Origin of the sequence: Hominenteromicrobium mulieris (assembly GCF_046197855.1) — a bacterium.
Classification (GTDB): Bacteria; Bacillota; Clostridia; order Oscillospirales; family Acutalibacteraceae; genus Hominenteromicrobium; species Hominenteromicrobium mulieris.
Genome location: NZ_CP173188.1, coordinates 3,027,834 through 3,053,458, shown reverse-complemented (window position 1 = coordinate 3,053,458; position 25,625 = coordinate 3,027,834). Strand labels below are relative to the sequence as shown.

At 53.0% G+C, this 25,625-nt stretch carries 17 protein-coding genes and 1 riboswitch; of the genes, 5 read left to right on the top strand and 12 right to left on the bottom strand.

Annotation, left to right across the window (positions count from 1 at the left end; translation table 11 throughout):
• Positions 1 to 65: 65 nt before the first annotated feature.
• A complete protein-coding gene (locus ACI0CA_RS15055; protein ID WP_446806666.1) occupies positions 66 to 5,270 on the top strand; it encodes an InlB B-repeat-containing protein in 5,205 nt (1,734 codons plus the stop codon).
• Between the two features lie 210 nt (positions 5,271 to 5,480).
• Here the strand turns inward: ACI0CA_RS15055 and ACI0CA_RS15050 are convergent, their stop codons facing one another.
• The 3 genes from ACI0CA_RS15050 to ACI0CA_RS15040 all read right to left on the bottom strand — a co-directional run bounded on the left by ACI0CA_RS15050 (position 5,481) and on the right by ACI0CA_RS15040 (position 10,572).
• Positions 5,481 to 7,283, bottom strand: coding sequence for a hypothetical protein (locus ACI0CA_RS15050; RefSeq protein WP_412264944.1), 1,803 nt, complete (start codon positions 7,281 to 7,283; stop codon positions 5,481 to 5,483).
• Between the two features lie 211 nt (positions 7,284 to 7,494).
• Positions 7,495 to 8,322 (bottom strand): glycyl-radical enzyme activating protein, encoded by an 828-nt coding sequence (locus ACI0CA_RS15045; protein WP_308449860.1) that lies wholly within the window; start codon positions 8,320 to 8,322, stop codon positions 7,495 to 7,497.
• Between the two features lie 12 nt (positions 8,323 to 8,334).
• Positions 8,335 to 10,572, bottom strand: coding sequence for a pyruvate formate lyase family protein (locus ACI0CA_RS15040; RefSeq protein WP_343284510.1), 2,238 nt, complete (start codon positions 10,570 to 10,572; stop codon positions 8,335 to 8,337).
• 86 nt (positions 10,573 to 10,658) lie between these two features.
• Here ACI0CA_RS15040 and ACI0CA_RS15035 point away from each other — a divergent pair, with 86 nt between their 5' ends.
• Positions 10,659 to 11,528, top strand: a complete 870-nt coding sequence (locus tag ACI0CA_RS15035) for a helix-turn-helix transcriptional regulator (RefSeq protein WP_343284511.1) — start codon at positions 10,659 to 10,661, stop codon at positions 11,526 to 11,528.
• A 158-nt stretch (positions 11,529 to 11,686) separates the two neighbouring features.
• Here the strand turns inward: ACI0CA_RS15035 and ACI0CA_RS15030 are convergent, their stop codons facing one another.
• The 6 genes from ACI0CA_RS15030 to rlmD all read right to left on the bottom strand — a co-directional run bounded on the left by ACI0CA_RS15030 (position 11,687) and on the right by rlmD (position 20,083).
• Positions 11,687 to 13,459, bottom strand: a complete 1,773-nt coding sequence (locus ACI0CA_RS15030; protein ID WP_446806667.1) for an ABC transporter ATP-binding protein — start codon at positions 13,457 to 13,459, stop codon at positions 11,687 to 11,689.
• Positions 13,456 to 15,180, bottom strand: coding sequence for an ABC transporter ATP-binding protein (locus ACI0CA_RS15025; RefSeq protein WP_343284512.1), 1,725 nt, complete (start codon positions 15,178 to 15,180; stop codon positions 13,456 to 13,458). The genes ACI0CA_RS15030 and ACI0CA_RS15025 overlap by 4 nt, the downstream gene beginning before the upstream one ends.
• 152 nt (positions 15,181 to 15,332) lie before the next feature.
• Positions 15,333 to 17,357, bottom strand: coding sequence for a clostripain-related cysteine peptidase (locus ACI0CA_RS15020; protein ID WP_446806668.1), 2,025 nt, complete (start codon positions 17,355 to 17,357; stop codon positions 15,333 to 15,335).
• 12 nt (positions 17,358 to 17,369) lie between these two features.
• Positions 17,370 to 17,954: a xanthine phosphoribosyltransferase gene (locus ACI0CA_RS15015; RefSeq protein ID WP_446806669.1), complete on the bottom strand. Its 585-nt coding sequence runs from the start codon at positions 17,952 to 17,954 to the stop codon at positions 17,370 to 17,372.
• A gap of 205 nt (positions 17,955 to 18,159) precedes the next feature.
• Positions 18,160 to 18,813: a hypothetical protein gene (locus ACI0CA_RS15010; protein ID WP_418270096.1), complete on the bottom strand. Its 654-nt coding sequence runs from the start codon at positions 18,811 to 18,813 to the stop codon at positions 18,160 to 18,162.
• 109 nt (positions 18,814 to 18,922) lie between these two features.
• The gene (rlmD, locus tag ACI0CA_RS15005; RefSeq protein ID WP_308449852.1) at positions 18,923 to 20,083 is read right to left on the bottom strand and encodes a 23S rRNA (uracil(1939)-C(5))-methyltransferase RlmD; all 1,161 of its coding nucleotides are present in this window, start codon (positions 20,081 to 20,083) and stop codon (positions 18,923 to 18,925) included.
• A gap of 354 nt (positions 20,084 to 20,437) precedes the next feature.
• A riboswitch (TPP riboswitch) is annotated at positions 20,438 to 20,547 on the top strand.
• Positions 20,548 to 20,638: 91 nt separating this feature from the next.
• On the opposite strand from rlmD, the gene ACI0CA_RS15000 reads away from it, so the two are divergent.
• From ACI0CA_RS15000 to ACI0CA_RS14990, 3 genes are all read left to right on the top strand, one after another.
• Complete coding sequence (locus ACI0CA_RS15000; protein ID WP_395506903.1) at positions 20,639 to 21,232, top strand: energy-coupled thiamine transporter ThiT; 594 nt, start codon at positions 20,639 to 20,641, stop codon at positions 21,230 to 21,232.
• Between the two features lie 175 nt (positions 21,233 to 21,407).
• Positions 21,408 to 22,805, top strand: a complete 1,398-nt coding sequence (locus tag ACI0CA_RS14995) for a glycine--tRNA ligase (RefSeq protein WP_176819761.1) — start codon at positions 21,408 to 21,410, stop codon at positions 22,803 to 22,805.
• Positions 22,806 to 22,974: 169 nt separating this feature from the next.
• On the top strand, positions 22,975 to 23,781 hold the full coding sequence (locus ACI0CA_RS14990) for a hypothetical protein (RefSeq protein ID WP_395506902.1): 807 nt from the start codon (positions 22,975 to 22,977) through the stop codon (positions 23,779 to 23,781).
• 59 nt (positions 23,782 to 23,840) lie between these two features.
• Here ACI0CA_RS14990 and ACI0CA_RS14985 read toward each other — a convergent pair whose 3' ends face one another.
• Genes ACI0CA_RS14985 through ACI0CA_RS14975 form a run of 3 tightly spaced genes read right to left on the bottom strand, consistent with a single transcriptional unit; the run spans position 23,841 to position 25,587 of the window.
• A complete protein-coding gene (locus ACI0CA_RS14985; protein WP_395506901.1) occupies positions 23,841 to 24,236 on the bottom strand; it encodes a DUF3795 domain-containing protein in 396 nt (131 codons plus the stop codon).
• Between the two features lie 26 nt (positions 24,237 to 24,262).
• Entirely contained in the window at positions 24,263 to 25,366 is a 1,104-nt protein-coding gene (locus tag ACI0CA_RS14980) for a DUF3810 domain-containing protein (protein ID WP_316686577.1), read from the bottom strand.
• Positions 25,363 to 25,587 carry a hypothetical protein gene (locus tag ACI0CA_RS14975; protein WP_176819765.1) on the bottom strand — a complete coding sequence of 75 codons (225 nt, stop codon included), beginning with the start codon at positions 25,585 to 25,587 and terminating at the stop codon, positions 25,363 to 25,365. The genes ACI0CA_RS14980 and ACI0CA_RS14975 overlap by 4 nt, the downstream gene beginning before the upstream one ends.
• Between the last annotated feature and the right edge of the window lie 38 nt (positions 25,588 to 25,625).

Genomic DNA, 25,625 nt, shown 5'->3' with positions numbered 1-25,625 from the left:
CACATCAATTTAGGAATCCATATTTGTTATAAAACGGACAAATCACAGGATTGGAGGAAAACACTATGAAAAAGAAGATCATCGCCGTGTTGCTGAGCGCATGTATGCTGGTTTCGGCATGTCCTACGGGCGCGTTTGCAATGAGTGATGAGGAAACAAACACCTACACTGCAACAGGGGATGTTATGCAGGGGGGAACGTCGGTCGTTGACGAGACGCCCGCGCCCGAGGAGACCGCAGCTCCGGAGGAGACAGCCACTCCCGCTCCGGAGGAGACATCCACTCCCGCCCCGGTAGAGACCCCGGCTCCCGTTGAAGTGGAAGCACAGGCGACCCCCGCCGCAGGTGCAGAGGAAACTGCACCTGCGAAACAGAGTGCGGAAACGGGCATTGCATTGACTATGCTGCGTCCGGACGACGAGAAGCCTAAGGTCGATACCTACCGTTTCTATGATGCAGACGGCACGGAGCTGACCGAGTGGCAGCAGACCGTCGCCGCAGGCGAAGAGCTCCTCGAGCCGACTGCACCGACAAAGGAAAACGCACGCTTTGTTGGGTGGTATGTCGGTGAGACCCCGTTAAGCTTCGGCGAAGTCGCGACTGTCAGCGGCAAGGAAGTGACCGTTACGGCGAAGTTTGAGGAGTACAGCTACGTGTACTTCTTGGATGAAGACGGCGATACCGTGGTTTACCACACCGCCGCGGGCACAGCCGGTGAAACGGTCGGCGAAGACGTTCTGAACGCCGCGACCGCAAAAGTCGAGCTCACCATGAGCAAAGATAAAGGCGTTGTCGGCTGGAGCACCACGCAGGGCAGCGATACCCCCGAAACCATCACATTTGCAGCCGGCGTTACATACGTTTACCCGGTAGTTAAAACCGGTTTCTGGGTCACGTTCAATACCGACGGCGGCGACTACGTGGCGCCGAAGTTCCAGATGGGAGCGCCGCTTGACCTGAGCGCGGTCACACCCACCCGCAGCGGTTACACGTTCGACGGTTGGTATATCGATGGTCAGAAAGTAACATCTGTTTCCGCAGAAGCAACCGTCACCGCACGCTGGAAAACCAATTCCAAAACGGAATACACCGTTATCCATTGGCAGGAAAATGCAGATGATAACGAGTATTCCTCAAAGGATATCGAAATAAAATCTGGCACTACTGGCGCAAAGACAGCTGCCACTGCAAAAAGCAGCAAAGATGAAGATTATCAGGGCTTTACTGCACAGAAGATTGAGCAGAAGACCATTGCCGGTGACGGTTCCACAATCGTAAACGTTTATTATAAGAGAAATATTTACGACGTTAAGTTCTACAGTTATAGTAGTGGTTGGGGCTGGGAATATTCTCCTTCTCAGGAGTATACAAGTCTTAAAATTACGGCAAAATATGGCGCGAACATCAGTAAGAAGTGGCCTACTTACAATGGCAGCAACACATGGAGCACAAGTGATGGCGGTAGTACCTATCAGGTCAATATTAATACCATGCCATTGAATGGTGCGACTTTCTATGGCCCTAAAACCGGTAGAGGCAGTGAGACTGCATACTATTATGTAGAAGTTCTGCCGGGCGAAAAGGGAACAACTACTGTCGGTGGAGTAACCTATAAAGAAGATCACCACGATACAAGTCCTGGTAGAGGTTATACAGTATCAAAAGAAGATAAGTATCCAATTACTGGCTTTACGTACAGTAGTGGTACGCAAAATGGACGTAGTTACAACAACGCAAGATTCTACTATACCCGTAATTCCTATAGTATCGTTTTCATGAATAAAGGTACAAAGGATAGCGAAGTTAAGCTCAAGTATCAGCAGGATATTTCCAATGTCAACTACGCACCTGAAAAACCGGCTGGTGTACCCGCAAACTTTACGTTTGCAGGCTGGTATGATAACGAGCTTTGCGCAGGCACGGCATATGTCTTCGACGGCAAGACGATGCCCGCACAGAACATTACGCTCTACGCAAAGTGGCAGGCGCCGGTTATTGAAGCTAAGGTTTACCTGACGGCCTCTGCGGACGGCGAAGTAAGAACGATCAATGTTGAGTACGGCAAAAAACTTTCGGATTCCAAAGATTTTAAGGCACTGCTTGAAAAGTTCAAGGAGGAACAGCCCTCCGCTTGGATTGATTCCAACGGCGCGCTGTTCAATGTAGATACCGAGCTTTACAGCTCCGTTACGATTTCCCCGTTCTTCCCCTCCGCAAAGGATGGCTTCACGGTCACATACGTTGAGGGTACGAATGTAAAAATGGATAACCAGAAGTATGTAAACGGCAGCTCCGCCCGCGTACTTTCGCCGGAAAATTCCGAAAACTTCCGTGCTTGGGAAATGGAAGGCAAGCTCATCTACCCGGGCGATAAGATTACCGTCACAAAGAACATCACGTTGAGGGCAGTCTACACCATTAAGCCCCAAACCGTGACGATTACGTATCATTATAATTTCACAGATAAAGATGGCAACTACAATAACGCTACCTTTAAGGATGGTAATCACCCGAAGAATACGACCGCAACCGTAAGATCGCGTGACTATGTCGGCTTCACCGCTCCCACAGGCTACAAGTTCCTCGGCTGGGCAACCACGCCGGACAGCAATACGGTTACATACAAAGTAGGCGCTACGGTCTTTGTCGACGCTAACGGCGATAACGATCTCTATGCGGTTTGGCAGGTGAAGACGTACACGGTAACGTGGGTAGATGAAGACGGAACGACGCTCATCGACCAGAAGGATTACGAATACGGAGCAATGCCGAAGTTCGAAGGTGTTGAACCGACGAAGGCGGCAGATGCACAGTATACGTACACGTTCAAGGGTTGGGATAAGGACTACACGGAAGTCAAGGGCAACCAGACTTACGTGGCAGTGTATGAGAAGACCACGAACAAGTACACAGTAAAGTGGGTAGATGAAGACGGAACGACGCTCATCGACCAGAAGGATTACGAGTACGGAGCAATACCGAAGTTCGAAGGTGTTGAACCGACGAAGGCGGCAGATGCACAGTATACGTACACGTTCAAGGGCTGGGATAAGGACTACACGGAAGTTAAGGGCAACCAGACTTACGTGGCAGTGTATGAGAAGACCACGAACAAGTACACAGTAAAGTGGGTAGATGAAGACGGAACGACGCTCATCGACCAGAAGGACTACGAGTACGGAGCAATACCGAAGTTCGAAGGTGTTGAACCGACGAAGGCGGCAGATGCACAGTATACGTACACGTTCAAGGGCTGGGATAAGGACTACACGGAAGTTAAGGGCAACCAGACTTACGTAGCAGTGTATGAGAAGACCACGAACAAGTACACAGTAAAGTGGGTAGATGAAGACGGAACGACGCTCATCGACCAGAAGGATTACGAGTACGGAGCAATACCGAAGTTCGAAGGTGTTGAACCGACGAAGGCGGCAGATGCACAGTATACGTACACGTTCAAGGGCTGGGATAAGGACTACACGGAAGTTAAGGGCAACCAGACTTACGTGGCAGTGTATGAGAAGACCACGAACAAGTACACAGTAAAGTGGGTAGATGAAGACGGAACGACGCTCATCGACCAGAAGGACTACGAGTACGGAGCAATACCGAAGTTCGAAGGTGTTGAACCGACGAAGGCGGCAGATGCACAGTATACGTACACGTTCAAGGGCTGGGATAAGGACTACACGGAAGTTAAGGGCAACCAGACTTACGTAGCAGTGTATGAGAAGACCACGAACAAGTACACAGTAAAGTGGGTAGATGAAGACGGAACGACGCTCATCGACCAGAAGGATTACGAGTACGGAGCAATACCGAAGTTCGAAGGTGTTGAACCGACGAAGGCGGCAGATGCACAGTATACGTACACGTTCAAGGGCTGGGATAAGGACTACACGGAAGTTAAGGGCAACCAGACTTACGTAGCAGTGTATGAGAAGACCACGAACAAGTACACAGTAAAGTGGGTAGATGAAGACGGAACGACGCTCATCGACCAGAAGGACTACGAGTACGGAGCAATACCGAAGTTCGAAGGTGTTGAACCGACGAAGGCGGCAGATGCACAGTATACGTACACGTTCAAGGGCTGGGATAAGGACTACACGGAAGTTAAGGGCAACCAGACTTACGTAGCAGTGTATGAGAAGACCACGAACAAGTACAATGTAACGTACGACCTCAACGGCGGCGAGTGGACTGAAGCGACCAACGAGTTCAAGTACGAGTACAAAGCAACAGTAGAGGTTATAAAGACGGTCCCGACCAGAGAGGGCTATAAGTTCTCGGGTTGGAGAAGCGAAGAGGTTACGATCGAGAACGATGCGTTCACGATGCCGGCTAAGGACGTTGTGCTGAAGGCTGTTTGGGAAGCAAATCCCACGCCGACCCCGATTCCGTCGGAAGAGCCGACACCTACACCGGCTCCGTCGGAAGAACCTACACCTACACCCGCTCCGACAGAAGAGCCTACACCTACGCCGGCTCCGACAGAAGAGCCTACACCTACTCCGGCTCCGACAGAAGAGCCTACACCCACTCCGGCTCCGACAGAAGAGCCTACACCTACACCGGCTCCGACAGAAGAGTCTACACCTACTCCGGTTCCGACAGAAGAGTCTACACCTACTCCGGCTCCAAATCCGAACCCGAATCCGAACCCGGCAACACCTACTCCGACGCCGGTAGCTCCGGTCGTTCCGGCTACGGTTGCAACACCCACCCCGAAACCGACTGCCACACCTTCCACAACGCCGAGCGATAACGGCGGAAAAGGCGATGGCAATAATGACGGCGAAATAGGCGAAACGATCAACGATAACGAAACACCGCTTGCAAACGGTGAAGATATCGCAGATAACGCAACGCCGCTCGCAGGTCTCGGCACGGGCGCTTGGGCACTCATCAACCTGATCCTCACCATCGTGACGACCCTCCTTTCCATCCTCCTTCTCATCGGCTATATCGGCAAGAAAAAGAAGGCGTTGGAAGACGAAGACGGCAACGTGGTTCTCGATGAGAACGGCAAAGAGGTTATGGAGTACGAAAAGAACAAGAAGGGCCTTTGGAGACTCATCAGCATCATCCCGGCTCTGATTGCCATCATCGTCTTCATCTTCACCGAAGACATGACCCTGCCGATGATCTTCGTCGACAAGTGGACAATCCTCCATGTTGTAATCGCGCTGGTACAGGTCGTTGTTATGGTCCTCTGCAAAAAGAGGAAGGACGAAAACGACGAAGACGAGAACGCAGCAAACGCGTGATGGAACAAAAGCATAAGGCGTAAGCCAAAGTAAGACGGGATGTCCCCCAAAAAGGGACATCCCGTTTCTTATGCGCGTTGTGTTTTCCACAGAGTTTTTCTGTATTGTGGAAGGATCAGCTGCACGCGCATAGACCGCACGGCAGGCTTTGCGCAAAAGAATACCGCACAAGGTGAGTTTACCCTGTGCGGTATCTCTTTTTATAGCGGTTTAGTTTTCAAATTTCGCATCTGCAAGGTACAGATAACCGACGGCACGCAGCGAGGCGAACTCGCCCTTCACTTCAATGCGAACGGTGGAAGCGTCGGAAATGCTCAGGCTCAGTGCGCTTGCGGGGCTGTTCACCGTGAGCGAGGAAACTTCATACTGCAAATTGCCGTCCACATAAATGCGAACCGTGCCGATAAAATCATCGGAGGTATCGCCCTCCACGACCCATGTTCCCGTCAGGCGCTTATATTGTCCGTTCGGGGCGTATTCGGTGTAGACGGTTTTTGCGATGACAGGGTACAGCGAGAAGTTAAGGCCGTTGCTGTACGCATTGCCGTTTGCGTCATAGGCTGTCCAGTTCTGGCTGCAATCTTCGCCGCCGCTTGGAGAAAGATCTGTCAGCGAAACGGGGTAAAGCGCCCTGTATTCTTCGATTTTTGCCGCAATGTCGTTGTCGCCGGAGAGGATGTCATCGGCGTTTTGCAGCGTTTCCACCGCGTCATAATAGCGGCTTTCACCGGCCTGCTTTGCGGCAGCATCGAGAACTTTTTGCTTATACTGGTTTTTGTAGGTGGCAATCTGCGCGTCGATGCGCTTGTCGTTGCGTGTGGCGTCCTGCAGCACGTTAACAGCGCCGGGCAGGTCGCCGTCATCCGCGAGCGTTTTGGCGGTGCTGAGCAGCGTTTCCACGTAGTTGTTGAGCTCTGCGTCCTTAATCTCTTCCAGCTTAGCCTGGATGTCTTTATCATCGCCGAGGATATCGGCGCTGTTCATCAAAATGGCTTCGGCACCGAGGAAATCTTTCTCGTCCGCGCGGCTCTGCGCATCGCTTAACACTTTTTCTTTGTACGCGGTGCGGATGTTTTGAATTTGCGTCTGCGCGTCGTCGTGGTTCACATCGGCGTGAATGACCTTCTGATATTCCGTAATGGCGCGGCCGTCTTCGCCCTGTGCCTGCAGGCTTTTGCCGTTTTTGTAGGCCTCTTTGGAGTCTTTCAGCGATTGAATGCCGTCGAGCTGATCGTCGAGACCGATGTTCGGGAACAGCTTTTGCAGGCGGTCGAGCAGCTCATAGGAGCTGTCGTAGTTCGCTTCGTTTTTATTGTATCGGTCGATGACCGTCTGGGCATATTCCTGCATTTGGTCGGAGACCGAAGCGAGTTCGTCCTTTGAAAGCGTGGGAAGTACCTGCGCCGCAGCGGAATAATCGTAAGCGTCAAGCGCGCGGGTGAGCTTTTGCATGGGTGCATTGTACCACCAGAAAATGCCGCCGATTGTAGCGCCGATGGCGATAAGAATGGGCAGCACGATGAAAAGCCATTTAAAAGAACGCTTTTTCTTCGGCTTTTCGTCGTATTCTTCATAGGCGTAGCCGTCGTTATACGTATATTCTATGGGTTGCACGCGCGGCTCCGGCCCTGAAATTTCCTCCGGGGTGGGGGAAACGGTGAATGTGCCCTCGTGCTCCATGCCTTCGGGTTTGTCGCCGAGCGCATCGCCGGAGGAAATATCCTCCGTGAAGTCCATCGGGGAATGGTTGTAAATATCTTCGCTGTCCGGACTGTTTGAAGGGGTATCTTCAGCTTCGGGTGTCGGTTCCGCTTCGGAGAGGCTCTCTGTCGAATTTGAGGAGATGTCTTCCACGGCAGGCTCCGTGGGCGTTTCCGATGCGGGGGCAGATTCCGACTCCGGTTCGCTTACGGGTTGTGCAGTGGCTTCCGGCGGGCGCAAAACGGGGTTGCCGCAGAGTGTGCATTTTTTCGCGCCCTCCGGCAAGGTGGCGCCGCAGTATATACAAAACATAAGTGACCTCCTAATGTTTGTGGTCCCGCAGGGAAAATTTGCGGTGTTTTCCATAGCATACAATATTCCGGGAAATCTGTCAAATGTTTAGAAAAAATGTGGGAGATAAAGCAAAGAGAGGGAACGAAGCGTTCCCTCTCTTATCCCCAAAAGTGCCGCTAATCGGCTATTTTAGTCTCCCAAATATGTTTCTGTTCCGGCGAAACGGTCTTCAGCGCGGCGAGCGAATACGGTATCCCCAGCGCGTCCCATTTCGTTTTGCCGATGTCATGGTATGCCATGATCTCGGCCTTTTCAATACAGGTATATTGATGCTTGAGCGCACAAATCGCCTCACAAAGTGCGCGTCCGTGTCGTTCACGCCCGGAATGACCGGACAGCGCAACCACACATGCGCATGCGCGTCCTCAAGGGCTGCCAGGGACTCGAGGATCGGCGCAAGCGGCGCGCTTGCCCATTTTTTGAGGGCATCGGGGTCGCTGTGCTTAAAATCGAACAGAAAAAGATCGGTGAGCGGTATCAGTTCTTTTAAATGTGCGGCAGAGATCAAACCGTTTGTCTCCAGCGCGGTGTGGTACCCTTTTTCGCGGCAGGCTGTAAGCAGCTTTTTCAGGAGTTCAAAGTGCAAAGAAGCCTCGCCGCCCGAAAAGGTGACGCCGCCTTTTGACGAGCGGTAATATTTTGCGTCCTTGTCGATCTGCTTCATCACGGCTTCCACCGTCATTTCGCGCCCGGAAAGCTCCAGGACATCGTTCGGACATACTTCGGCACATTTGCCGCACGCCGCGCATTTTGCACGGTCAAAAACATGTGTGCCGTCTGCTTTTATTTCATGCGCTCCGTTCGGACATACCGCAGTGCATGCCCCGCAGGGCGTGCATTTTTCGTGGCGAAACAAGAGCTCGGCATCGGTTGAAAAGCTTTCCGGATTGTGGCACCACGCACAGTGCATGTTGCACCCTTTGAAAAACACGGTGGTGCGAATGCCCGGCCCGTCATACACGCAAAAACGTTGAATATCAAAAATAAGATCCCGCATATCGGCCTCCGCTTACGCGCCGTAGGTCGTACGCTCAATAATCTCGCGCTGCACAATAGGATTCAGTGTGACGAATCTCGCGGAGAAGCCGCCGATACGCACGAGGAGGTTCTGGTAGTTTTCCGGGTGCACCATGGCGTTTTCAAGGTCATCCTTGCCGATGACGCACAGGTTCGTCTGCACGCCGTCGTTGTCGTAAAACGCCTTCAAGACGGCTTCTACTTTATCCATAGAGCCCTTGAAGAGCTCCTTTGTGAAGCGCACATTGTTGATAACGCCCACGTGCTTTGTATTGTCAAACTTCGACATGGAGTTGAGCAGCGCCGTAATGCCGCACTTATCTGCGCCGATGGAAGCGCCGTTGGCGTTTGCCATGGGGCTGCCGGCCTTTCTGCCGCAGGCAGACGCCGCACAGAAGTTACCCCATTCTGCGCTCATGGAGTTGTTGACGCTGACAATATTGTAGTGGTCAAGCCCCGCAGCTTTACCTGCCGCCATGGTAAGGTCGGCAATATCGGTGAAAAGGCGCGTTGCGATGTCGTCAGCCGTGTCGTCGTCGTTGCCGTATTTCGGTGCGGAAAGGCACATGCGGCGAATATCGTCGTGCCCCTCAAAATCGTGATCCAGCACATCGATGAGCTCCGGCAAAGTGAGCTTCTTCTCGTCGTAAACGAGCGTTTTGATGGCCGTCAGGCTGTCTGCACAGCTGATGATGCCGAACATTTCGCTGGAAGCATTCAGGTAACGCACGCCGCCTTCAAACGTCGCCTTGCCGCGCGCGATGCAGTCGTTCAAAAGCAGGCTGAGGTGCAAATACGGCGCGTTTTCGCCTGCAATTTTATAGTTGAGGTATTTGTGTACAGCAAAGCGGTCAATGGTCGGCTTGAGCTGTGCAAGCACGGCGTCATACAGCTTTTCAAAGGTATCAAACTGCGCCGGGTCGCCGGTCTTTTCGCCGCAGGAAACGTTCTGGTAGAAATCAAGGCCGTTGTGCAGCGCAATTTCCAGCGCTTTCAGCACGTTGATGCCGTTGTTCGGTGTGCCTACGCTGTAACCGACCATGACGTATTCGCCGCAGCCGAACGGCACATATTGCTCGGCTTCCTCATGCGAAACGCCAAAGACCTTTTCCACAGCCGGTACATTCGTCTCATCGGAGTAAATAATCGGGAACGTAGTGCCCTCCGCATTCACTTCCATCGCCTTGCGGAAAACGGTCTCGTCCATGTCGCTGTAATAGCGCAGGGTGAGCTGCGGCACAGTCTCGCGGAAGCGGCGGGAAGCTTCCATGATGACGATGGCGAGGCGGTCGGCTTCCTTCTGGTGCTTTCTGCCCACGCCGCCGATGATTACGCGGCAGTCATGGATCTTGTTAATCTCTTTAAAGTGCTTATAGAGATACAGCACGGTCTGCACGGCTTCTTCTTCCGTGATGCGCCCCGCGTCGATATCCGCGGCGTAGAGCGGCCCAAGGTAATCGTCCATGCGGCTGTAATTCATAATGTCGCTGCTGACAGCGTAGATCCACATCAGCTGCACGCCCTCAAGGAACGTCTTCGGTGTGCTGTGCTGAATGTTTAAAAGTGCTTCGGCAAGCTTTGTAAAGCGCGTTTTGGCTTCTTCGGTCTCTGCTTTTTCGGCAAGCTCCAATGCCTGTTCGCGGTAACGCTCGCATGCGCCGCGCAAGCTTTCAATCCACAGCTTTAAAGCCGTGTAGAACGAAGACGCGCCGTTCACTTCCGCCGCACGGTCGATCTCCTGATCGAGCCCGTCAAAGCCGAGACGGATGAGCTTTTCAAAATCGAGGTTTGTACCTGCCACGCGGCAGTCGCAGTTGCCCACGCCCGCACCGGGAAAAGCTTTCGGCGGCACATAGCCGTAGCGCTTCGAAAATTCCAATTCAACCTTGCGCGCGGTGTTTTCCTCGTGCCAATAGGCCTGCACAGCCTGCAAAGCGTAGTCCTCCGCAGCGGTGATCTCACCGTTTTGCTTACAAGCCATGTATGCGTTCAAAAATTCATGCTCGTTAAAGTAATACGTGTAAATGCCGCCGACCTGCGAGGAAAAGCCCACAAAGTCGTGCTCATAGCGGCCCGCGATGCCGTCGTTTTCATCCATCGGCACTAAGATATGACGAAGCTGAAAATCCATGCAGACGGCTTCACGCAGGTAAATGTCGTTTGCGTTCTCTTTGTAAACGCGCGTGAATTCCAACGCATTGCGCAGTTTTTGAACATCGGTCTTGAACATACCGTTATCCTCCCCAATTTATATTTAAAATTTCTTGATTCCGTTTTTTTGACGCGTTATAATAGCAGAAGAAAGGGGGTACCGGAATGAGCGACGTTGAACTTCTGCATTTTTCCGAAGAAAATCTGCACACCGGTGAGGGTGCGCGCGTTCTGCACCAGTGCGGTGTGCCGGCGACGTATAAAATTCACACGCATGATTTTTACGAGCTGTTTCTCGTCTCGCACGGCGGGGCCATCCACGCCGTGAATGGACGCTCGCAGCTGCTTTCCGAGGGCTCGTTCGTTTTGATGCGCCCGAGGGACGTGCACCGCTATGATTTTTTCAACAACGCGGATTTCGAGCTGCTCGATATCGGTATTCCGCGCACGGTATTTGAGCGCTTGTGCGATTATTTGCGGCTTGACCGCGCCATATTTGATACGCCGGAGCTGCCGTTACATTGTGTGCTTTCCGGCCACACCTTAACGGATGTGCAGGAAAAGCTTTTGAACACGAACCGCTTTGCCGATAACGAAACGGCATGCCGCTACATTTTAAGCCTGTTTCCGTATTTGGTGCAGCTGTTTCTTACAGCACCCGCGCCGGAAGCGATTTTGCCCGCGTGGTTTTCGGAGCTGCTTGAAAAAATGGAGCGGCGCGAAAATTACATCACAGGTCTTCCGTGTCTTTTGGCGCTTGCAAATATGTCGCAGGAGCACCTTACGCGGTCGTTTCGCCGCTACATCGGCATGACGCCGACGGAGTACATCAACGGCAAGCGATTGTCTTTGGCGGCGCAGCTGCTTTTGCAGGGAGACATGCCCGTCATTGAAATCTGCGGTGCATGCGGCTTTAACAGCTTAAGCCGGTTTTACCGCTTATTTACGGAGCGCTACGGCTGTGCACCGAAGGCGTTCCGCACGCAGTTTGCGCATGCGCAGTCCGGGCAAGGTTCGCCTATATCTTTATCATAATCGTTTTGCCGTTTGATTTCCTCAAACGCATTGACTAAAACTTCCACTATATTGATATTCAAAAAATACCGCACAAAGTGCAAAACGCAGCTTTGTGCGGTATGGCAGAAAATAAAAAATGCAGCTCTCTCGAATAGAGAAGGCTGCATTTTTGTGCGTTAACCCACCGGCTGTTCCTCATCCGTAAACTGGCTGCGGTACAGCTCGGCGTAGAAGCCGTTTTTCGCAAGCAGAGATTCGTGGTCGCCCTGCTCTACGATGTTACCGTCGCGCATGACGAGAATAACATCAGATTCCTTGATGGTCGACAAGCGGTGTGCGACGACGAACGAGGTGCGTCCGCGCATCAGCTTGGCAAACGCGCGCTGAATGCGCAGCTCGGTACGTGTATCGATGGAAGACGTCGCTTCGTCCAGAATCAGCATAGGAGGCAGCGTCAACATGATGCGCGAGATGCACAAAAGCTGTTTCTGTCCGGCGGAAAGGCTGCCGCCGTCTTCGCCAATCTGCGTATAGTAGCCGTTCGGCAGCTGCTCAATAAAACTATGTGCGTGCGCGGCCTTTGCGGCGGCGATAACGTCTTCTTCGGAAGCGTCCGGGCGGCCCATGCGGATGTTATCGAGCACAGTGCCGGTTTTCAGCCATGTTTCCTGCAGGACCATGCCGAAGTTACGGCGCAGTGCGCGGCGCGGGATCGTCTGCGTATTCGTGCCGTCCACGCTGATGCTGCCGCTGTCCGGGTCGTAGAAGCGCATGAGAAGATTGATCATCGTCGTTTTGCCGCAGCCCGTCGGGCCTACAATGGCGACGCGGCAGCCTGCCGGTACATCCAAGCTGAAATTGCGAATGAGCGGGCGGTCTTTTGTATAGGAGAAGCAAACGTTATCGAACGTGACCTGTCCTTTTGCGGTCTCGCTGTGCTCCGGCAGCAGTTCGGGGTCGGCAGACATTTCTTCGCTGTCGAGGAATTCAAGCAGGCGGTCTGCGCAGGCGAGCGCGTTCTGAAGCTCGGTGATAACGCCGGAAATCTCGTTAAACGGCTTCGTGTACTGGTTTGCGTAGCTCAAAAAGCAGGAGAGCATACCAATGGTGAAGCCCTGTCCGGTCACGGCCAGAAAAGCGCCGATGAGCGCGACCGCCGCGTACACAACGGAGTTTACAAAGCGCGTGGCGGGGTTTGTGATGGAGGAGAAGAATGTCGCCTTTAATGTGTGGCGGCGCAGCTCTTCGTTGATGGTGTCGAATTTCTCCATGTTCTCGTCTTCGTGTCCGTATGCGCGCACGACCTTCTGGTTCGTGATCATCTCATTGATGAATGCCGTCTGGCGGCCGCGAGTTTCGGACTGTAAGCGGAACATGGCGAACGTTTTCTTTGCGATGAAGCGCGCCACCAAAATGGAAAGCGGCGTGACAAGTACCACGACAAGCGTTGTCCAAACGTTGACGGAAAGCATGAAGCCGATGGTGCCGATGATCGTCACAACGCCGGTAAACAGCTGTGAGAAGCCCATCAAAAGGCCGTCTGCAAACTGATCAACATCGGCAATGATGCGGGAAACGATGTCGCCGGTTTCGTGTGCGTCGAGGTAAGAAAACGGCAGACGGTGAATTTTTTTAAAGGCTGCCTCGCGCATATCGCGGATGGTGTTGTACGTGACCTTGTTGCCGCAGACATTTATCAGCCACTGGGCGAGCGCCGCGCAGCCGATGAGCACCGCGCAGGTGAAGAGCTTAGGCAGGATAACGGCAAAGTTGACCTGTTCCTTGCCGATGATGGCGTCGATGGCCTCGCCGACGAGCACCGGGATGTACAGCGAGCACAGCACGCTGACTACGGCAAGTGCAAGCAACAAAATGATGGTCGGCAGATACGGACGGATTTGCAAAAGAACACGTTTAATGGTACTGTTTTTGTTATTTATCTTGCTCATTTCGCAGCTGCCTCCTTTCCGCCAAACTGAGAGTCATAGATCTCGCGGTACACGGAGCAGTTCTCAAGGAGCGCATCGTGTGTGCCGCATCCGACAAGCGCGCCGTTGTCTAAGACGAGAATCTTATCCGCGTGCCGCAGCGAAGATGTGCGCTGCGAGACGATGAACACCGTCGGCTTATTCGGCAGTGCGGAAAGCGCGCCGCGCAGTGCCTTTTCGGTCACATAGTCGAGCGCGGAAGCGGAGTCGTCCAGAATGAGGATCTCGGGATTACCCACAAGTGCGCGGGCAATGGAAAGGCGCTGGCGCTGTCCGCCCGAAAGGTTGCGGCCTTCGGCGGTAATCTTCATATCGAGCCCGCCCTTACTCTGTACGAAGTCTGCGGCCTGCGCAGCCTTTACGGCTGCCTGCATCTCTTCGTCGTTGGCATTTTTATTGCCCCAAAGCAGGTTTTCGCGCAGCGTGCCGCGAAACAAGACCGCGCGCTGCAATACGACGTGCACCTTTTCGCGCAGTTCTTCAAGCGAATAGGAATTCACGTTGCGGCCGTCCACGCGGATGGTGCCGGAGGACGCATCGTAGAAGCGGGGAATAAGCCCCACAAGCGTCGTTTTGCCGCTGCCTGTGCCGCCGATAACGCCGATGATCTCGCCCGGCTCGGCGGTGAAGCTGATGTTTTCGAGCGCGTCCTTCGCGCCTTCGTTATAGTGCATGGAAACGCGGTCGAACTCGACGGCGTGGGTATTGTAGATTTTCTTGTCGTCGGAATAAACGGTGTTTGTGTCGAGCTCGAGCACGTCGCGGATACGTGCGGCGCTTGCAAAGGACTTTGTTACGGTGATGATGAGGTTTGCAAGTTTGATGAGCTCAACTAAAATCTGGCTCATGTAGTTATACAGCGCCACGACCTGACCCTGCGTCAAAATGCCGGTGTTGACCTGAACAGCGCCGTAATGGATGAGCAGAATGATGCCGACGTTAATCAGGATAAACGTAACCGGGTTCAAAAGTGCGGAGATACGGCCCGTGGATTTCTGGAGCTTGGAGAGCAGCGAATTTTGGCCGATAAATTTTTCTGTTTCGGTGTCTTCACCGCAGAACGCGCGTATGACACGTGCGCCGTTCAGATTTTCACGCGTGGTGTTCAAAACGGAATCCAGCTGGTTTTGAATAGCCTTGTAGCGCTTGATGGTCAGCAGCATGATGCCGAATACCACAACGGAGAGCAGAGCGACCACAATGAGGAACAGCAGCGCGCTGCCGGGATCAATGGTGAACGCCATAACGCATGCGCCGAACACAATGAACGGCGAGCGCATAAACAGGCGCAGTACAAGGTTCACACCGTTCTGCACCTGGTTTACGTCATTTGTGATGCGTGTCAGCAGCGTGGATGTGCCCACACGGTCCAAAAGAGAGAAGGAGAGTTCGTTGATTTTTTGGAATAAGCTGTGACGCAGCCCGGTGGCAAAGCCCACGGCAGCCTTTGCGGCAAAATACTGCGCCGTGATGGCACTGACCATGCCGACCACACCGAACCCGACCAGAAGCAGACAGCGGGAGATGATGAAGCCGGTGTCACCGGTCTGAATGCCCACGTCGATGATCTGCGCGATTACGAGCGGGACAATCAGCTCAAAGGTGGCTTCGAGCAGCTTGAAAAGAGGCGCTAAAAACGACTCTTTTTTGTAGTCTTTCATGTAAACGAGGAGCTTTCGCATGGCGTTCGTCCTTTCCGAACAGTTTAAACGGCATAGTTTTCCATACAATTCCGTTTTTGTCAGTAATTTTCATTATACCGCCTATTATAGTGTAAGTCAAATCGAAACATACCCTGCCACGGAGCGCAGCAGGGTATGTTCTATAGAACTATTTATTCACAGGAAAGCTCTACCGGGTCTGTAAAGTGTTCGTTGTTGTAGATGTCGCGCAGGGTGTATTGGATCACCGTGCGGTATTCGCCGATTTCCTCATAGGCGACGACGGGTTCACTTGTGTATGTTACCGGGTCGCCGAGCGTGTAGTCCCGGTCATAGTTGAAATCGTAATCATAATACGAACAGGTGTACTGAATCTGATCCGTCTCCGTAAAGCTGTGCAGACCCTTTGCCGCTACCGTAGGCTCTTCGGTCTTTAAGCGGTAGCCCGCAACAAAGCCGCTGTCATGGTCGCTGTCCCAGCGCAGAACGATCTCAATATCGGTGCTGCCGTTCAGTTCGGCCGGCACATAACCCGTTGTGTACCAATAATCGTCCGTCTGTTCCTCGGTTTCGGCGTAGAACGGCACAATCACGCCGTCAATCGAGATCCATGTATAGTCAAAATCGACTTTCAGGTCGCCGTCGTCGTCAAACTCGTACACGTTGTCATTGCCAAGGTCAATGTATCCCTCGCCGTCGTCGAGGTAAACGGTCATATCAATGTACGTGATGAGGTTCCATGCTTCATCGGAAAGAGAGAGTGCATAATAGTCGCCCTTGTCGATGAGTTCAAAATCGTTGTCGTTTATTGTGGTGACGTTTTCGCCGTCAACCTCGGAGGAATCGAACCAATCGTAGTAGGAGTAAAAATCGATATCACTCTGCGAAAGCGACTGCCCGGAGAGCATCGTGTTCATGAATTTATCGTAGAATTCAAAATACGATTCCGGGAAGCCGACGCAGGTCATTTCAAAGCGTGTATCGCCGTAATAATCCGGCCACAGGCACGGAAAATAGACTGCAATGCCCGCGGCGGACTTTTCATAGGTGACGTTATACACTACCATATTCTGAACGGCGGCCTGCACATCGTCCTCGGTGCCGAGGGAAAGGCTCTGCTTTGTCAGCGTGGCGAGGTCGGAAAGATCGACCTGGTCGTATTCGTTGTCGCCGAATTCCCGCACGTTGCTGCGCACCTGCGAAAACGCACCGTAGCTGCCGCTTTGCAGTGCGGTGTAGGCGCTTCCCCAGTAGCTTTCCAACGCGGCGTATAATTCCGGCACATAGCGCAGGTCTAAAACGGAAAGCGTCGGCATGTCGGCGAAAATATAGGCCTCAAGGAAATCGTCCGCCAGCTTTTTGCCGAGCTCCGCTGTGGGTACGGCGGGGTCTTCCGCCAGCATCGTAAGCCAGTTTTTGTACGCCCAGCCCTCGCCGGGCTCGGATTCTTCGGAGGCGATGAGGTAATCCGCATACGGATCCAAGGCGTAGGCCACCTCTGCCGTCGCCATCAGGCAGGCGTCAAAGCCGATGAAATCAAACTGTACGCCGCCGTTATACAGCGCTGTAGAAAGAGAAGAGAGTGTCAAAGAGGTGTCTTCGTACAGCTCGTCGTAGCCGAAGCCTGTCATGGTGCCGCCGCCGTGATCCCACAAAATGAGCTCGTAGCGGTCTGCGGGGTAGCTTTCGGCGGAGAAGCGAATGAAATCGGAGAGCGTGTCGGCATCCGTCATATTCATGCTGCCAAGGCTTTGGAGCAGCGTCATATCGCCGTTTTCGATCACAAAGCGCTCACTTTCATCGTCTGTGCAGACATCGTTCCACCAGGTTTCGGTGCCGCCGGTCTGGAGTACAAGGTGAACGTTTTCGGAAAGCGCGGCATCTGCCATTTCCAAAAGGTCGTCGGTCGCGGAGCCGTCCTCACTCTCTAAGTCGGAGCCGATCATGTACACCATTACCGTGACACTTTCAGCGTTTGCAACATCCGTGTAAAACGCACGTAGGTCGCCGTCTTCGGTCGGCATAGGGGTGGAGATGACGCCGGAGGACGCGGAGCTTTCCGAAATCACGGAGGACGAAGCTTCGCTGTTTTCACGAGCTTTACCGGCTAAGACCAAAACCGTGCTGCATCCTGTGCAGTTAAAAATCAAGCCGAAGCTGAGCAAAAGGGGCAAAACGCGGGATAAAAACCGTCTCATACAAAACTCCTTTTATGGCTGTGGACGGAAAACGACCGTGCCGGTTGCGTCGTCCATGCTTTCCACAATGGCGAGCGATTCGAGCGGGTAGCCCATCTCGCGAATTTTCGCGCCGCCGGGCTGGAACCCCTTTTCAATCGCGATACCGATGCCTTCCACCGTGCCGCCCGCCTGATCTACAATAGAGATGAGCCCCTGCAGCGCGCAGCCGTTTGCAAGAAAATCATCGATGATAAGAATGTGATCCTCGGGGCCGAGAAATTTTTTCGAAACGATCACGCGATTCACACGCTTATGCGTGAAAGATTCCACTTTGGAAACGTATACGTCGCCATCGATATTCACACTCTGGCTCTTTTTCGCGAAGACGACCGGCACGTCAAAGCATTCCGCCGCCACACATGCAATACCGATGCCGGAGGCTTCAATCGTCAGAATTTTGTTGATGGGCTTATCTGCAAAACGTCGCTTGAACTCTTCGCCCATTTGGCGAAACAGGCGCACATCCATTTGGTGGTTTAAAAAGCTGTCTACTTTCAATATATTGCCGGCTTTTACAACGCCGTCCTTTACGATACGTTCTTCAAGAAAATTCATACTGTTTTGTCCCCCGAGGTTCTTGTTGATTCTATTGTACCGAAGCGGAACGGGAATGTCAATTCCGAATGCGCATAGGAAAGCGCGTCTGTCCCGCGAAGCTGCTTTCCAAAGAGAAATCAAGAAGCCCTCCCGTGTCGGTCATGGATATGCTTCCTATATAGGGTACATATCCATCACTTCGGGAGGGTGTTTTTGCTTTTATTCAGAAATTCTTATTGTTTTCCGGCGGCGTCCAGGTGAAATCCTCGGCGGAAAGAAGCGTTTTGCCGCTGTGAAAGCGGTCAAGCTCCGCGGTGCACAGCCGCACGGCGTCTTCAATGTACGTGTCCGCCATGGCAGCCGTGAAAAAGTAGGGGGCATCCGCCGGCGCGGGCACAAAGTTCTGATGAATCGAACGCAGAAGACCTTCGGCGTCAAACGGCTCAAAAGCGAAAATCGGTTCCTGCGTGAAATTTTCCGGGACGGCAAGGTCATCCCGAATGTTATATTTTTGAATGAAATGACGGTTTAAAAGCGTGTAATCGTGGTGCATGCGCGCGGTGCTTTCCGGCGTGTAGGGATTCCAGCCGAAGGTATCGTACAGCGTTTTGCGGTACAAAGCATCCTCGATAAGGTGCAGATAGTAGCCGAGATAAAGGTCATCTTTTTGCATACGCTCGCCGAACTGCGCGCGGTACGATTCAAGATCATAAAGCCGAATGCCGAGCTTTTCATTGTAAATGCGAAAATGTGTTTTCCGCTTGTTTACGGAAGCGTCCGGCAGTACCGCGCCAAAGCGCAGCCGCGCACCGTCGTGCATAGGAAACAGTTGCAAAATTTTATCCGTGATTGCGTAGTGCATGAGACTGGAAGCCATATTTTTTTACCTTTCTTCCGTAATTTTCGGGAGCGGCATTTGAAAATATCCGCAGGCGGGAATATCCTTTTCGGTAACGGGGCGAATCATGGGAAAGCCTTCTTTTGTTTTAATTCATCTTATCCAACCGTACGACGCATTCTACATGGTCGGTGTGGGGGAACATGTCTACGGGCTGAATTTTTTCGGCGCGATAGCCGCGCTTTGTAAGAAAATTAAGGTCGCGCGCGAGCGTTTCAGGGTTACAAGAGACGTATACGATGCGTCTCGGTGCAAGTGTGAGCGCGCAGGAGAGAAACGCGGTGTCGCTGCCGGTGCGCGGCGGATCCATGAAAAGTACGTCGCAGTGTTCACCGGCGTTTGCCATATCTACCATGAAGTTGCCTGCATCGGCACAGACGAAGCGGATATTTTTCACACGGTTTAATTTTGCGTTTTCACGGGCATCGCGCACGGCGTCGCGGTTCACTTCTACGCCGAGGACCTGTCCGGCTTTTTTGGCGGCGACCATGCCGATGGTGCCGATGCCGCAGTACGCGTCAATGACGGTTTCTTTGCCCGTGAGCTCCGCAAATTCCATCGCTTTGCCGTACAGCACCTCGGTCTGCACGGGGTTGATCTGGTAGAATGATTTTGCCGAAATGCGGAAGCGCAGCCCGCAGAGAATATCCGTGATATAGCCGGGGCCGTAGAGTGTTTTCTCGTTCTGCCCGAGCAGCATGGAGGTGTAGCGGTCGTTGACATTTTGAATGATCGTGGTAATCTCCGGGTGAAGCTTTAACAGCGCACGGGTGAAATTGTTGCGCGCGGGGAAGATCGGCGTACCGGTGACGAGCACAACCATGACTTCGCCGGTCTGAAAGCCGCGCTTGACGAGCACATGGCGCAGAAAGCCGCGCCCGGTGACTTCGTTATACGTTGTCATTTTGAAATTGCGCAGCAGGCGGCGGATATCGACGATGATGCGGTCGGCAATTTCGTCTTCCGTCATGCAGCTGTCCACGGCGACGATGTTGTGCGTGCTGCTCTGGTAAATGCCGGAGATGATGCGTCCGGCACGCGTGGTACCGAATGCGGCCTGTACCTTATTGCGGTAGTGGTAGGGGTTCTCCATGCCGATGATGGGCTCTACGCGGCAGAATTTGCCGAGCAGACGGATGCACGTGCGCTCCTTGTGCGCGAGCTGTTCCTTATAATCGAGGTTCTGCAGTTGGCAGCCGCCGCATTTTTTGCTGTGCGGACAGCGCGTTTTGTTCTGTGTGCTTTCCATTTTTATATGTCCTTCCGTAGTTTAAATCGGTTTTAGCGTTTTATTTTATGAATTTGCCTTGCAAATTCATGGGGAGACCCCCTAATTGTGGTTCCCATCCTACTTTTTGTTAGGCAAAAGGTGTTTCGTCGTCTGCGGACGACGACTTAGGGCGCTGCCCTAATGAACCTAAGCGAACGCACACGTTCGCTTTAAGCTTCTTGAAAAAGCTTAAGCAAAACTTTTAACCACCGTTGTCGTTGGCTTATGTTTCTTTTATACTATCATTTTGTTTCTCTAAAATCAAGAAAAGCCTTGTTTTCTGCCCGAAAACACAAATTTTGGTTGAAAAGCGAAAAGTTCCGTGCTATACTGAATGTAAAAAAAGGGTGCTGACGTATAAAGTCGGCTGAGAGCGGCGTGAACGCCGAAACCTGTTACCTGATTCGGATAATGCCGACGTAGGAAAATACGCTTATTCTAAGTGCTTTTTATGCCGCGTGCCGAATGGGTGCGCGGTTTTTGTTTTCTCCGCTTTATCCTCTAAATCTCGGTAGAAAACCGGAGGAATGAACTATGAAGAACAACAATACAAAAAAGCTTGCGGCCTGCGCGGTTATGGTCGCACTGGGCGCTGTGCTCAGCCTGATCAAGGTGCTTCAGATGCCGTTTGGCGGTTCTATCACGCTGCTTTCCATGCTGCCCTGCGCCATGATTTCCATCATGTACGGCCTTAAGTGGGGCTTTGCGGCTTCCTTTGTGGAATCCGTCATTCAGCTTGCGTTCGGCATCACGATGGACGGCATCCTTGGCTGGGGCATGACGCCTTCTGCTCTCATCGGCACGATTTTGCTCGATTACATCGTGGCCTACACGGTTATCGGCATTGCGGGTATTTTCCGCAAGAAGGGTTATGTGGGCATTTGCTGCGGCACGGCGCTGGCTGTTGCGCTGCGCTTTGTGTGCCACTTCATTTCCGGCGCCATTATCTTTGCAAACTTTGATGAGTTTGTGGCGTTCGGCGCTTCCTGGGTGGGCCACCCGTGGCTTTACTCCTTCTGCTATAACGGCACTTACATGCTGCCGGAGCTCATCTTCACAGTTATCGCGGCGGTTATTCTGTTCCGTTTGCCGCAGATGAAAAAGCTCATCGCGGACGAGGGCGAATAAATCTAAACAAGCGGAAATTTCGGGCGGTACTCTGCGGAGTGCCGCTTTTTCGTATAAAATCCCGCCGCGGTAGTTGTGTATCTTTGAAAAACGTGGTATGATTGATAAATCACAAGCGCAGCATCCAGCTGCACGAAGCCGTGCAGCAGCCAGCGGCGCGAAAGGAGTTTAACAAATGAAGAAAGTTCTGAAGCCCGAAGAAAAGACCATGGAAAAAATCGTGGCGCTCTGCAAAAACAGAGGTTACGTGTACCCCGGCTCCGAAATTTACGGCGGTCTGTCCAACTCTTGGGACTACGGCCCGCTGGGCTGCCTTTTCAAGGACAACGTGAAAAACGCGTGGAAACGCAAGTTCGTGCAGGAGAGCCGCTACAACGTGGCGCTGGATTCCGCAATCCTCATGAACCCGGAAGTCTGGGTGGCAACCGGCCACGTGGGCGGCTTCTCCGACCCGCTGATGGACTGCAAGGACTGCAAGACCCGTCACCGTGCCGATAAGCTCATTGAAGACTTCACCGGCGAATCCGCAGACGGCTGGACGAACGAGCAGATGCAGCAGTTCATCGCCGACAACAACATTGCCTGCCCGGAATGCGGTGGCCACAACTTTACGGATATCCGCCAGTTCAACCTGATGTTCAAGACGTTCCAGGGTGTTACGGAAGACGCAAAGAGCCAGCTGTACCTCCGCCCGGAGACTGCACAGGGCATTTTTGTCAACTTCCCGAGCATTCAGCGCACCACGCGCAAGAAGGTGCCGTTCGGCGTTTGTCAGGTGGGCAAGAGCTTCAGAAATGAGATTACCCCGGGCAACTTCATTTTCCGCATTCGCGAGTTTGAGCAGATGGAATGCGAATTCTTCTGCAAGCCGGGCACGGACCTCGACTGGTTCTACTACTGGAAGGATTTCTGCAAAAACTGGCTTTTGAACCTCGGTCTGGACGAAGCGAACATCCGCCTGCGCGACCACAGCCAGAAGGAGCTCTCCTTCTACTCCAAGGCGACGACGGATATTGAGTATCTGTTCCCGTTCGGCTGGGGCGAGCTTTGGGGCATTGCAGACCGCACGGACTATGACCTCACCCGCCATCAGGAGCATTCCGGCAAGGACCTCTCCTATTTCGACCCGGAGACGAACACCCGCTACGTGCCGTATGTCGTCGAGCCGTCTCTCGGCGCGGACCGCGTAGCGCTGGCGTTCCTGTGCGACGCTTACGACGAAGAAAACCTCGGCACCGAAGAAAAACCGGACGTGCGCGTTGTACTGCGTCTGCACCCGGCACTGGCACCGTTTAAGGCAGCGATTCTGCCGCTCTCCAAGAAGCTGAGCGAAAAGGCCGGCGAGGTTTACGATGCGCTCGCAAAGAAGTTTTCTGTTGACTTTGACGATACGGGTTCCATCGGCAAGCGCTATCGCCGCCAGGATGAGATCGGCACGCCGTTCTGCATCACGTATGACTTTGACAGTGAAAATGACGGCTGCGTTACCGTCCGCGACCGTGACAGCATGGAGCAGGAGCGTGTGAAGATCGACGAGCTTGAAGCGTACATTGCAGAGAAGATCGATTTCTAAAGAAATATAAATAGACACAGTACCCGCCGTTTCGACTGCATGAACCGTGCAGAGAAGCGGCGGGTTTGTTTATTTTGCCGTTGAAACACCATGCAAAATATGCTAAACTAAATAAAAATGAATTCAAAATCGTGACACATAAAAGTTATCACGAAAGAGGAAATGGATTATGAGAAATACTTTTTCTAAACGTATATTTGCTGTTTTAGCGGCGGTTTTACTCGGCGCTGCGCTGTGTGCGCCGCTTACCTTTGCGGATGAAGCCGATACGGCCGATACCACAGACAGCACCGAAACGGTGGACACCACGGAAGGCACGACCGACACCGCAGGCGAAGACAGCAGCGGAGCGGAATCGTTCTTTAATGAGCTGAAGGCCGATAACGGCGTCGGCCGCACGCTGTTCATTGCGGGTGCGGTGTGCATCGTGCTCGGCGTCGGCGGAATTGTCAGCATCATTTTGTGGCAGCGTGCAAGCCGTAACCGCGACAGCGGCGAAGCGGACCGCGCCGAGGTGCTGGATGAGATTGAGCAGGAGGAACGACGCAACCGCAGAAGACGCGAAGAAGAGCGCATGCGCCGCGAGCAGATGCAGGCGCGCCGTGAGGCAGAGCCCCGCATGCCCACGTCCTTTGACCCGGATAAAGACACCGGCGAGCTGCCGGCGATGCCGGTGTCGGCGGAGTACACCGCAGAACGCCCCATCATGCCAGAAACGCCGGTCTCCATGCAGCCACAGAACGTGCGCCGCGCTGCGGTGCAGACCTCAGTGAATCGCGCGCCACGGCAAAGCGCCGCACCGAGAGCTGCAAAGCCCGCCGCACCTGCGCCGAAGCCCGTGCAGCAGCGCCCGGCAAATACCCCGAAGCCGGCTGCACAGACAGTGCAGGCAAAGCCTGCTGCGCCGAAAGCGCCCGAAAAATATGACCTTGAGGACATTTTAAGAGAAGTCCGCGAGATGAACGCGAATAAATAATCGTACATAAAAAGGCCTTTGCATCTCCGTTTTGGACGGTGCAAAGGCCTTTTGTCGTCTTAATTTTGCGTCAGGTTCTTTTCTTTCTCGAAAAATGCTTTGCGCAATATCTCGAAATCCTCGGGTGTGCAGACTTTTTTACAGGTGGAGATGAACGAGCCTGTCACCGTGAAGCACGCTTTCATGACGTCGCACGGGTAGTTTTCACACTGGCCGCAATGTGCGATATGCTTTTCGTTCACGCATTTTACAAGGCGATAACGGCACCAGTTTTCTTCCTTGCAGCCGGTACAGGCAATCTCCTCGTTTGTCACCACGTGGTCGCGGTAGCCGATTTTATACCACAGCTCAGCGGTGTGGTGCAGTTCTTCTGCGGTTTTGGTGTACGGCGGCACGTTGTAGCGCGGACATACCGCGCAGTCGTTTCCACACGCCGCAATGATTTTTTCACACATAGAGAACTCCCCCAAAAAAACTATATCTATTGCAGCTCGTCGCGGTAGTAGGCGAGAAGCAGATCGACCATTCTGCCGTAGGAACGCAGACCGTTTTCCTGCCCGTTGGCTTTTAAATACGCGTCGTTCACGCGGTCGGAGACCTCGGAAACGGGCGTTTCGTACTGCTTCCAGTACGCATTATTTGACCGAATGTCGCGGCGCAGTGCGTCGCTTTTTAAAGCGTCCGCCTGGTTCCACAGGTCGCTGTCCACAGTGAGCAAAGCATTCATCGCGTGGACGGATGCCAAATACACACCGCTGTAACGGAATTCCGGGTCGTCACTTTGCAGGCACGCCAAAAATGCGATGAAATTCGCTTCGTCCTCGCGCATGTAGCCGGAAAGGTGTGAAAGCTCGTGGCACATCGTCACGGGGATCAATACGTCGTTCATGTGGACGTTGACGTTCGCTTCAAACGTGAACGGACAGTAAATGCCGCTGATGTCAAGGTACGACATCACTTCCGAGAACAGCACGGGCTTCGGTTTTCCGTTTGTGTAGAGCGTGGAATACGTATCATGAAGGCTGTTGAATGATGATTTTGCTTCGTCTGCATCGAGAAAAACATCGTTTGAAAGCTGAAATACACCGTTTTCGTCTTCGGGCAGGTTTTCGCGCAATGTGTTCGCTTCGTTGATTAAATACGCGCACACATTGTAAAGCTCTTCGGCGGAGGACTCCCGCACGGTAAGTCCGCTGACGGCGGCAAAGCTGTACCGGCGGTGGTTCGTGCCGTAGTTCGTTACGCACAAAAACGCGATGCACGTGGCGATGAGAACAGGAACCGACAAAAACCGCACAAAGTACGCAAAACGGCCCTCTTTATGACGAATGAGTTTATAAACGCCGTGAATGAGATACGCTAAAATGAAAAGGACAAGCGCGATCAGACAAAATTCGCCGACAGAAAACGGGAAGACTCCCGTAATGGCGGAAAAGAACTGCGCGTACACGGGGTAGATCGTCACGGCATACCACTCGGCAAAATCTGCGCTCTGCCGTGCGGCGAAGTCCAAAAGGAACGCCGCAGGCAGCAAAAGCAGCAGCCAAAAGCGCTTTAAACGAAACGCTTTAAGATAAGTTTTCATAGTTTGAATTCCTCGGCGCTGTACTGCCCGAGCTTTTGTTCGCTTTTCGGCTCGCGGCGCAGTGGGTCATATTGAAATTTTGCGCAGTGCTCTCCGCCGAGCTGCCCCGCAAGACATTTTTTCTGTACGCCGTCCGCATGAAACGCGCAGTAAGCGCAGTCCGGCTCAATGCGGCTGCCAAACAGAGCGGGTGTTTGTTTTTTCTTTTTGCGTCCGAACACTTTCGTCGCCTCCGATTTTCAGGTTGCTCTTAGAGTTG

What these genes read in the sequence shown, in the direction of transcription:
- ACI0CA_RS15045 (WP_308449860.1), bottom strand. Translation starts at nt 8,322, where the DNA reads ATGCGGGATCTTATTTTTGATATTCAACGTTTTTGCGTGTATGACGGG.
- ACI0CA_RS14990 (WP_395506902.1), top strand. Translation starts at nt 22,975, where the DNA reads ATGAGAAATACTTTTTCTAAACGTATATTTGCTGTTTTAGCGGCGGTT.
- ACI0CA_RS15000 (WP_395506903.1), top strand. Translation starts at nt 20,639, where the DNA reads ATGAAGAACAACAATACAAAAAAGCTTGCGGCCTGCGCGGTTATGGTC.
- ACI0CA_RS15035 (WP_343284511.1), top strand. Translation starts at nt 10,659, where the DNA reads ATGAGCGACGTTGAACTTCTGCATTTTTCCGAAGAAAATCTGCACACC.
- ACI0CA_RS14985 (WP_395506901.1), bottom strand. Translation starts at nt 24,236, where the DNA reads ATGTGTGAAAAAATCATTGCGGCGTGTGGAAACGACTGCGCGGTATGT.
- ACI0CA_RS14995 (WP_176819761.1), top strand. Translation starts at nt 21,408, where the DNA reads ATGAAGAAAGTTCTGAAGCCCGAAGAAAAGACCATGGAAAAAATCGTG.
- ACI0CA_RS15030 (WP_446806667.1), bottom strand. Translation starts at nt 13,459, where the DNA reads ATGAGCAAGATAAATAACAAAAACAGTACCATTAAACGTGTTCTTTTG.
- ACI0CA_RS15040 (WP_343284510.1), bottom strand. Translation starts at nt 10,572, where the DNA reads ATGTTCAAGACCGATGTTCAAAAACTGCGCAATGCGTTGGAATTCACG.
- ACI0CA_RS15050 (WP_412264944.1), bottom strand. Translation starts at nt 7,283, where the DNA reads ATGTTTTGTATATACTGCGGCGCCACCTTGCCGGAGGGCGCGAAAAAA.
- ACI0CA_RS15020 (WP_446806668.1), bottom strand. Translation starts at nt 17,357, where the DNA reads ATGAGACGGTTTTTATCCCGCGTTTTGCCCCTTTTGCTCAGCTTCGGC.
- ACI0CA_RS15055 (WP_446806666.1), top strand. Translation starts at nt 66, where the DNA reads ATGAAAAAGAAGATCATCGCCGTGTTGCTGAGCGCATGTATGCTGGTT.
- ACI0CA_RS15025 (WP_343284512.1), bottom strand. Translation starts at nt 15,180, where the DNA reads ATGCGAAAGCTCCTCGTTTACATGAAAGACTACAAAAAAGAGTCGTTT.
- rlmD (WP_308449852.1), bottom strand. Translation starts at nt 20,083, where the DNA reads ATGGAAAGCACACAGAACAAAACGCGCTGTCCGCACAGCAAAAAATGC.
- ACI0CA_RS14980 (WP_316686577.1), bottom strand. Translation starts at nt 25,366, where the DNA reads ATGAAAACTTATCTTAAAGCGTTTCGTTTAAAGCGCTTTTGGCTGCTG.
- ACI0CA_RS15015 (WP_446806669.1), bottom strand. Translation starts at nt 17,954, where the DNA reads ATGAATTTTCTTGAAGAACGTATCGTAAAGGACGGCGTTGTAAAAGCC.
- ACI0CA_RS15010 (WP_418270096.1), bottom strand. Translation starts at nt 18,813, where the DNA reads ATGGCTTCCAGTCTCATGCACTACGCAATCACGGATAAAATTTTGCAA.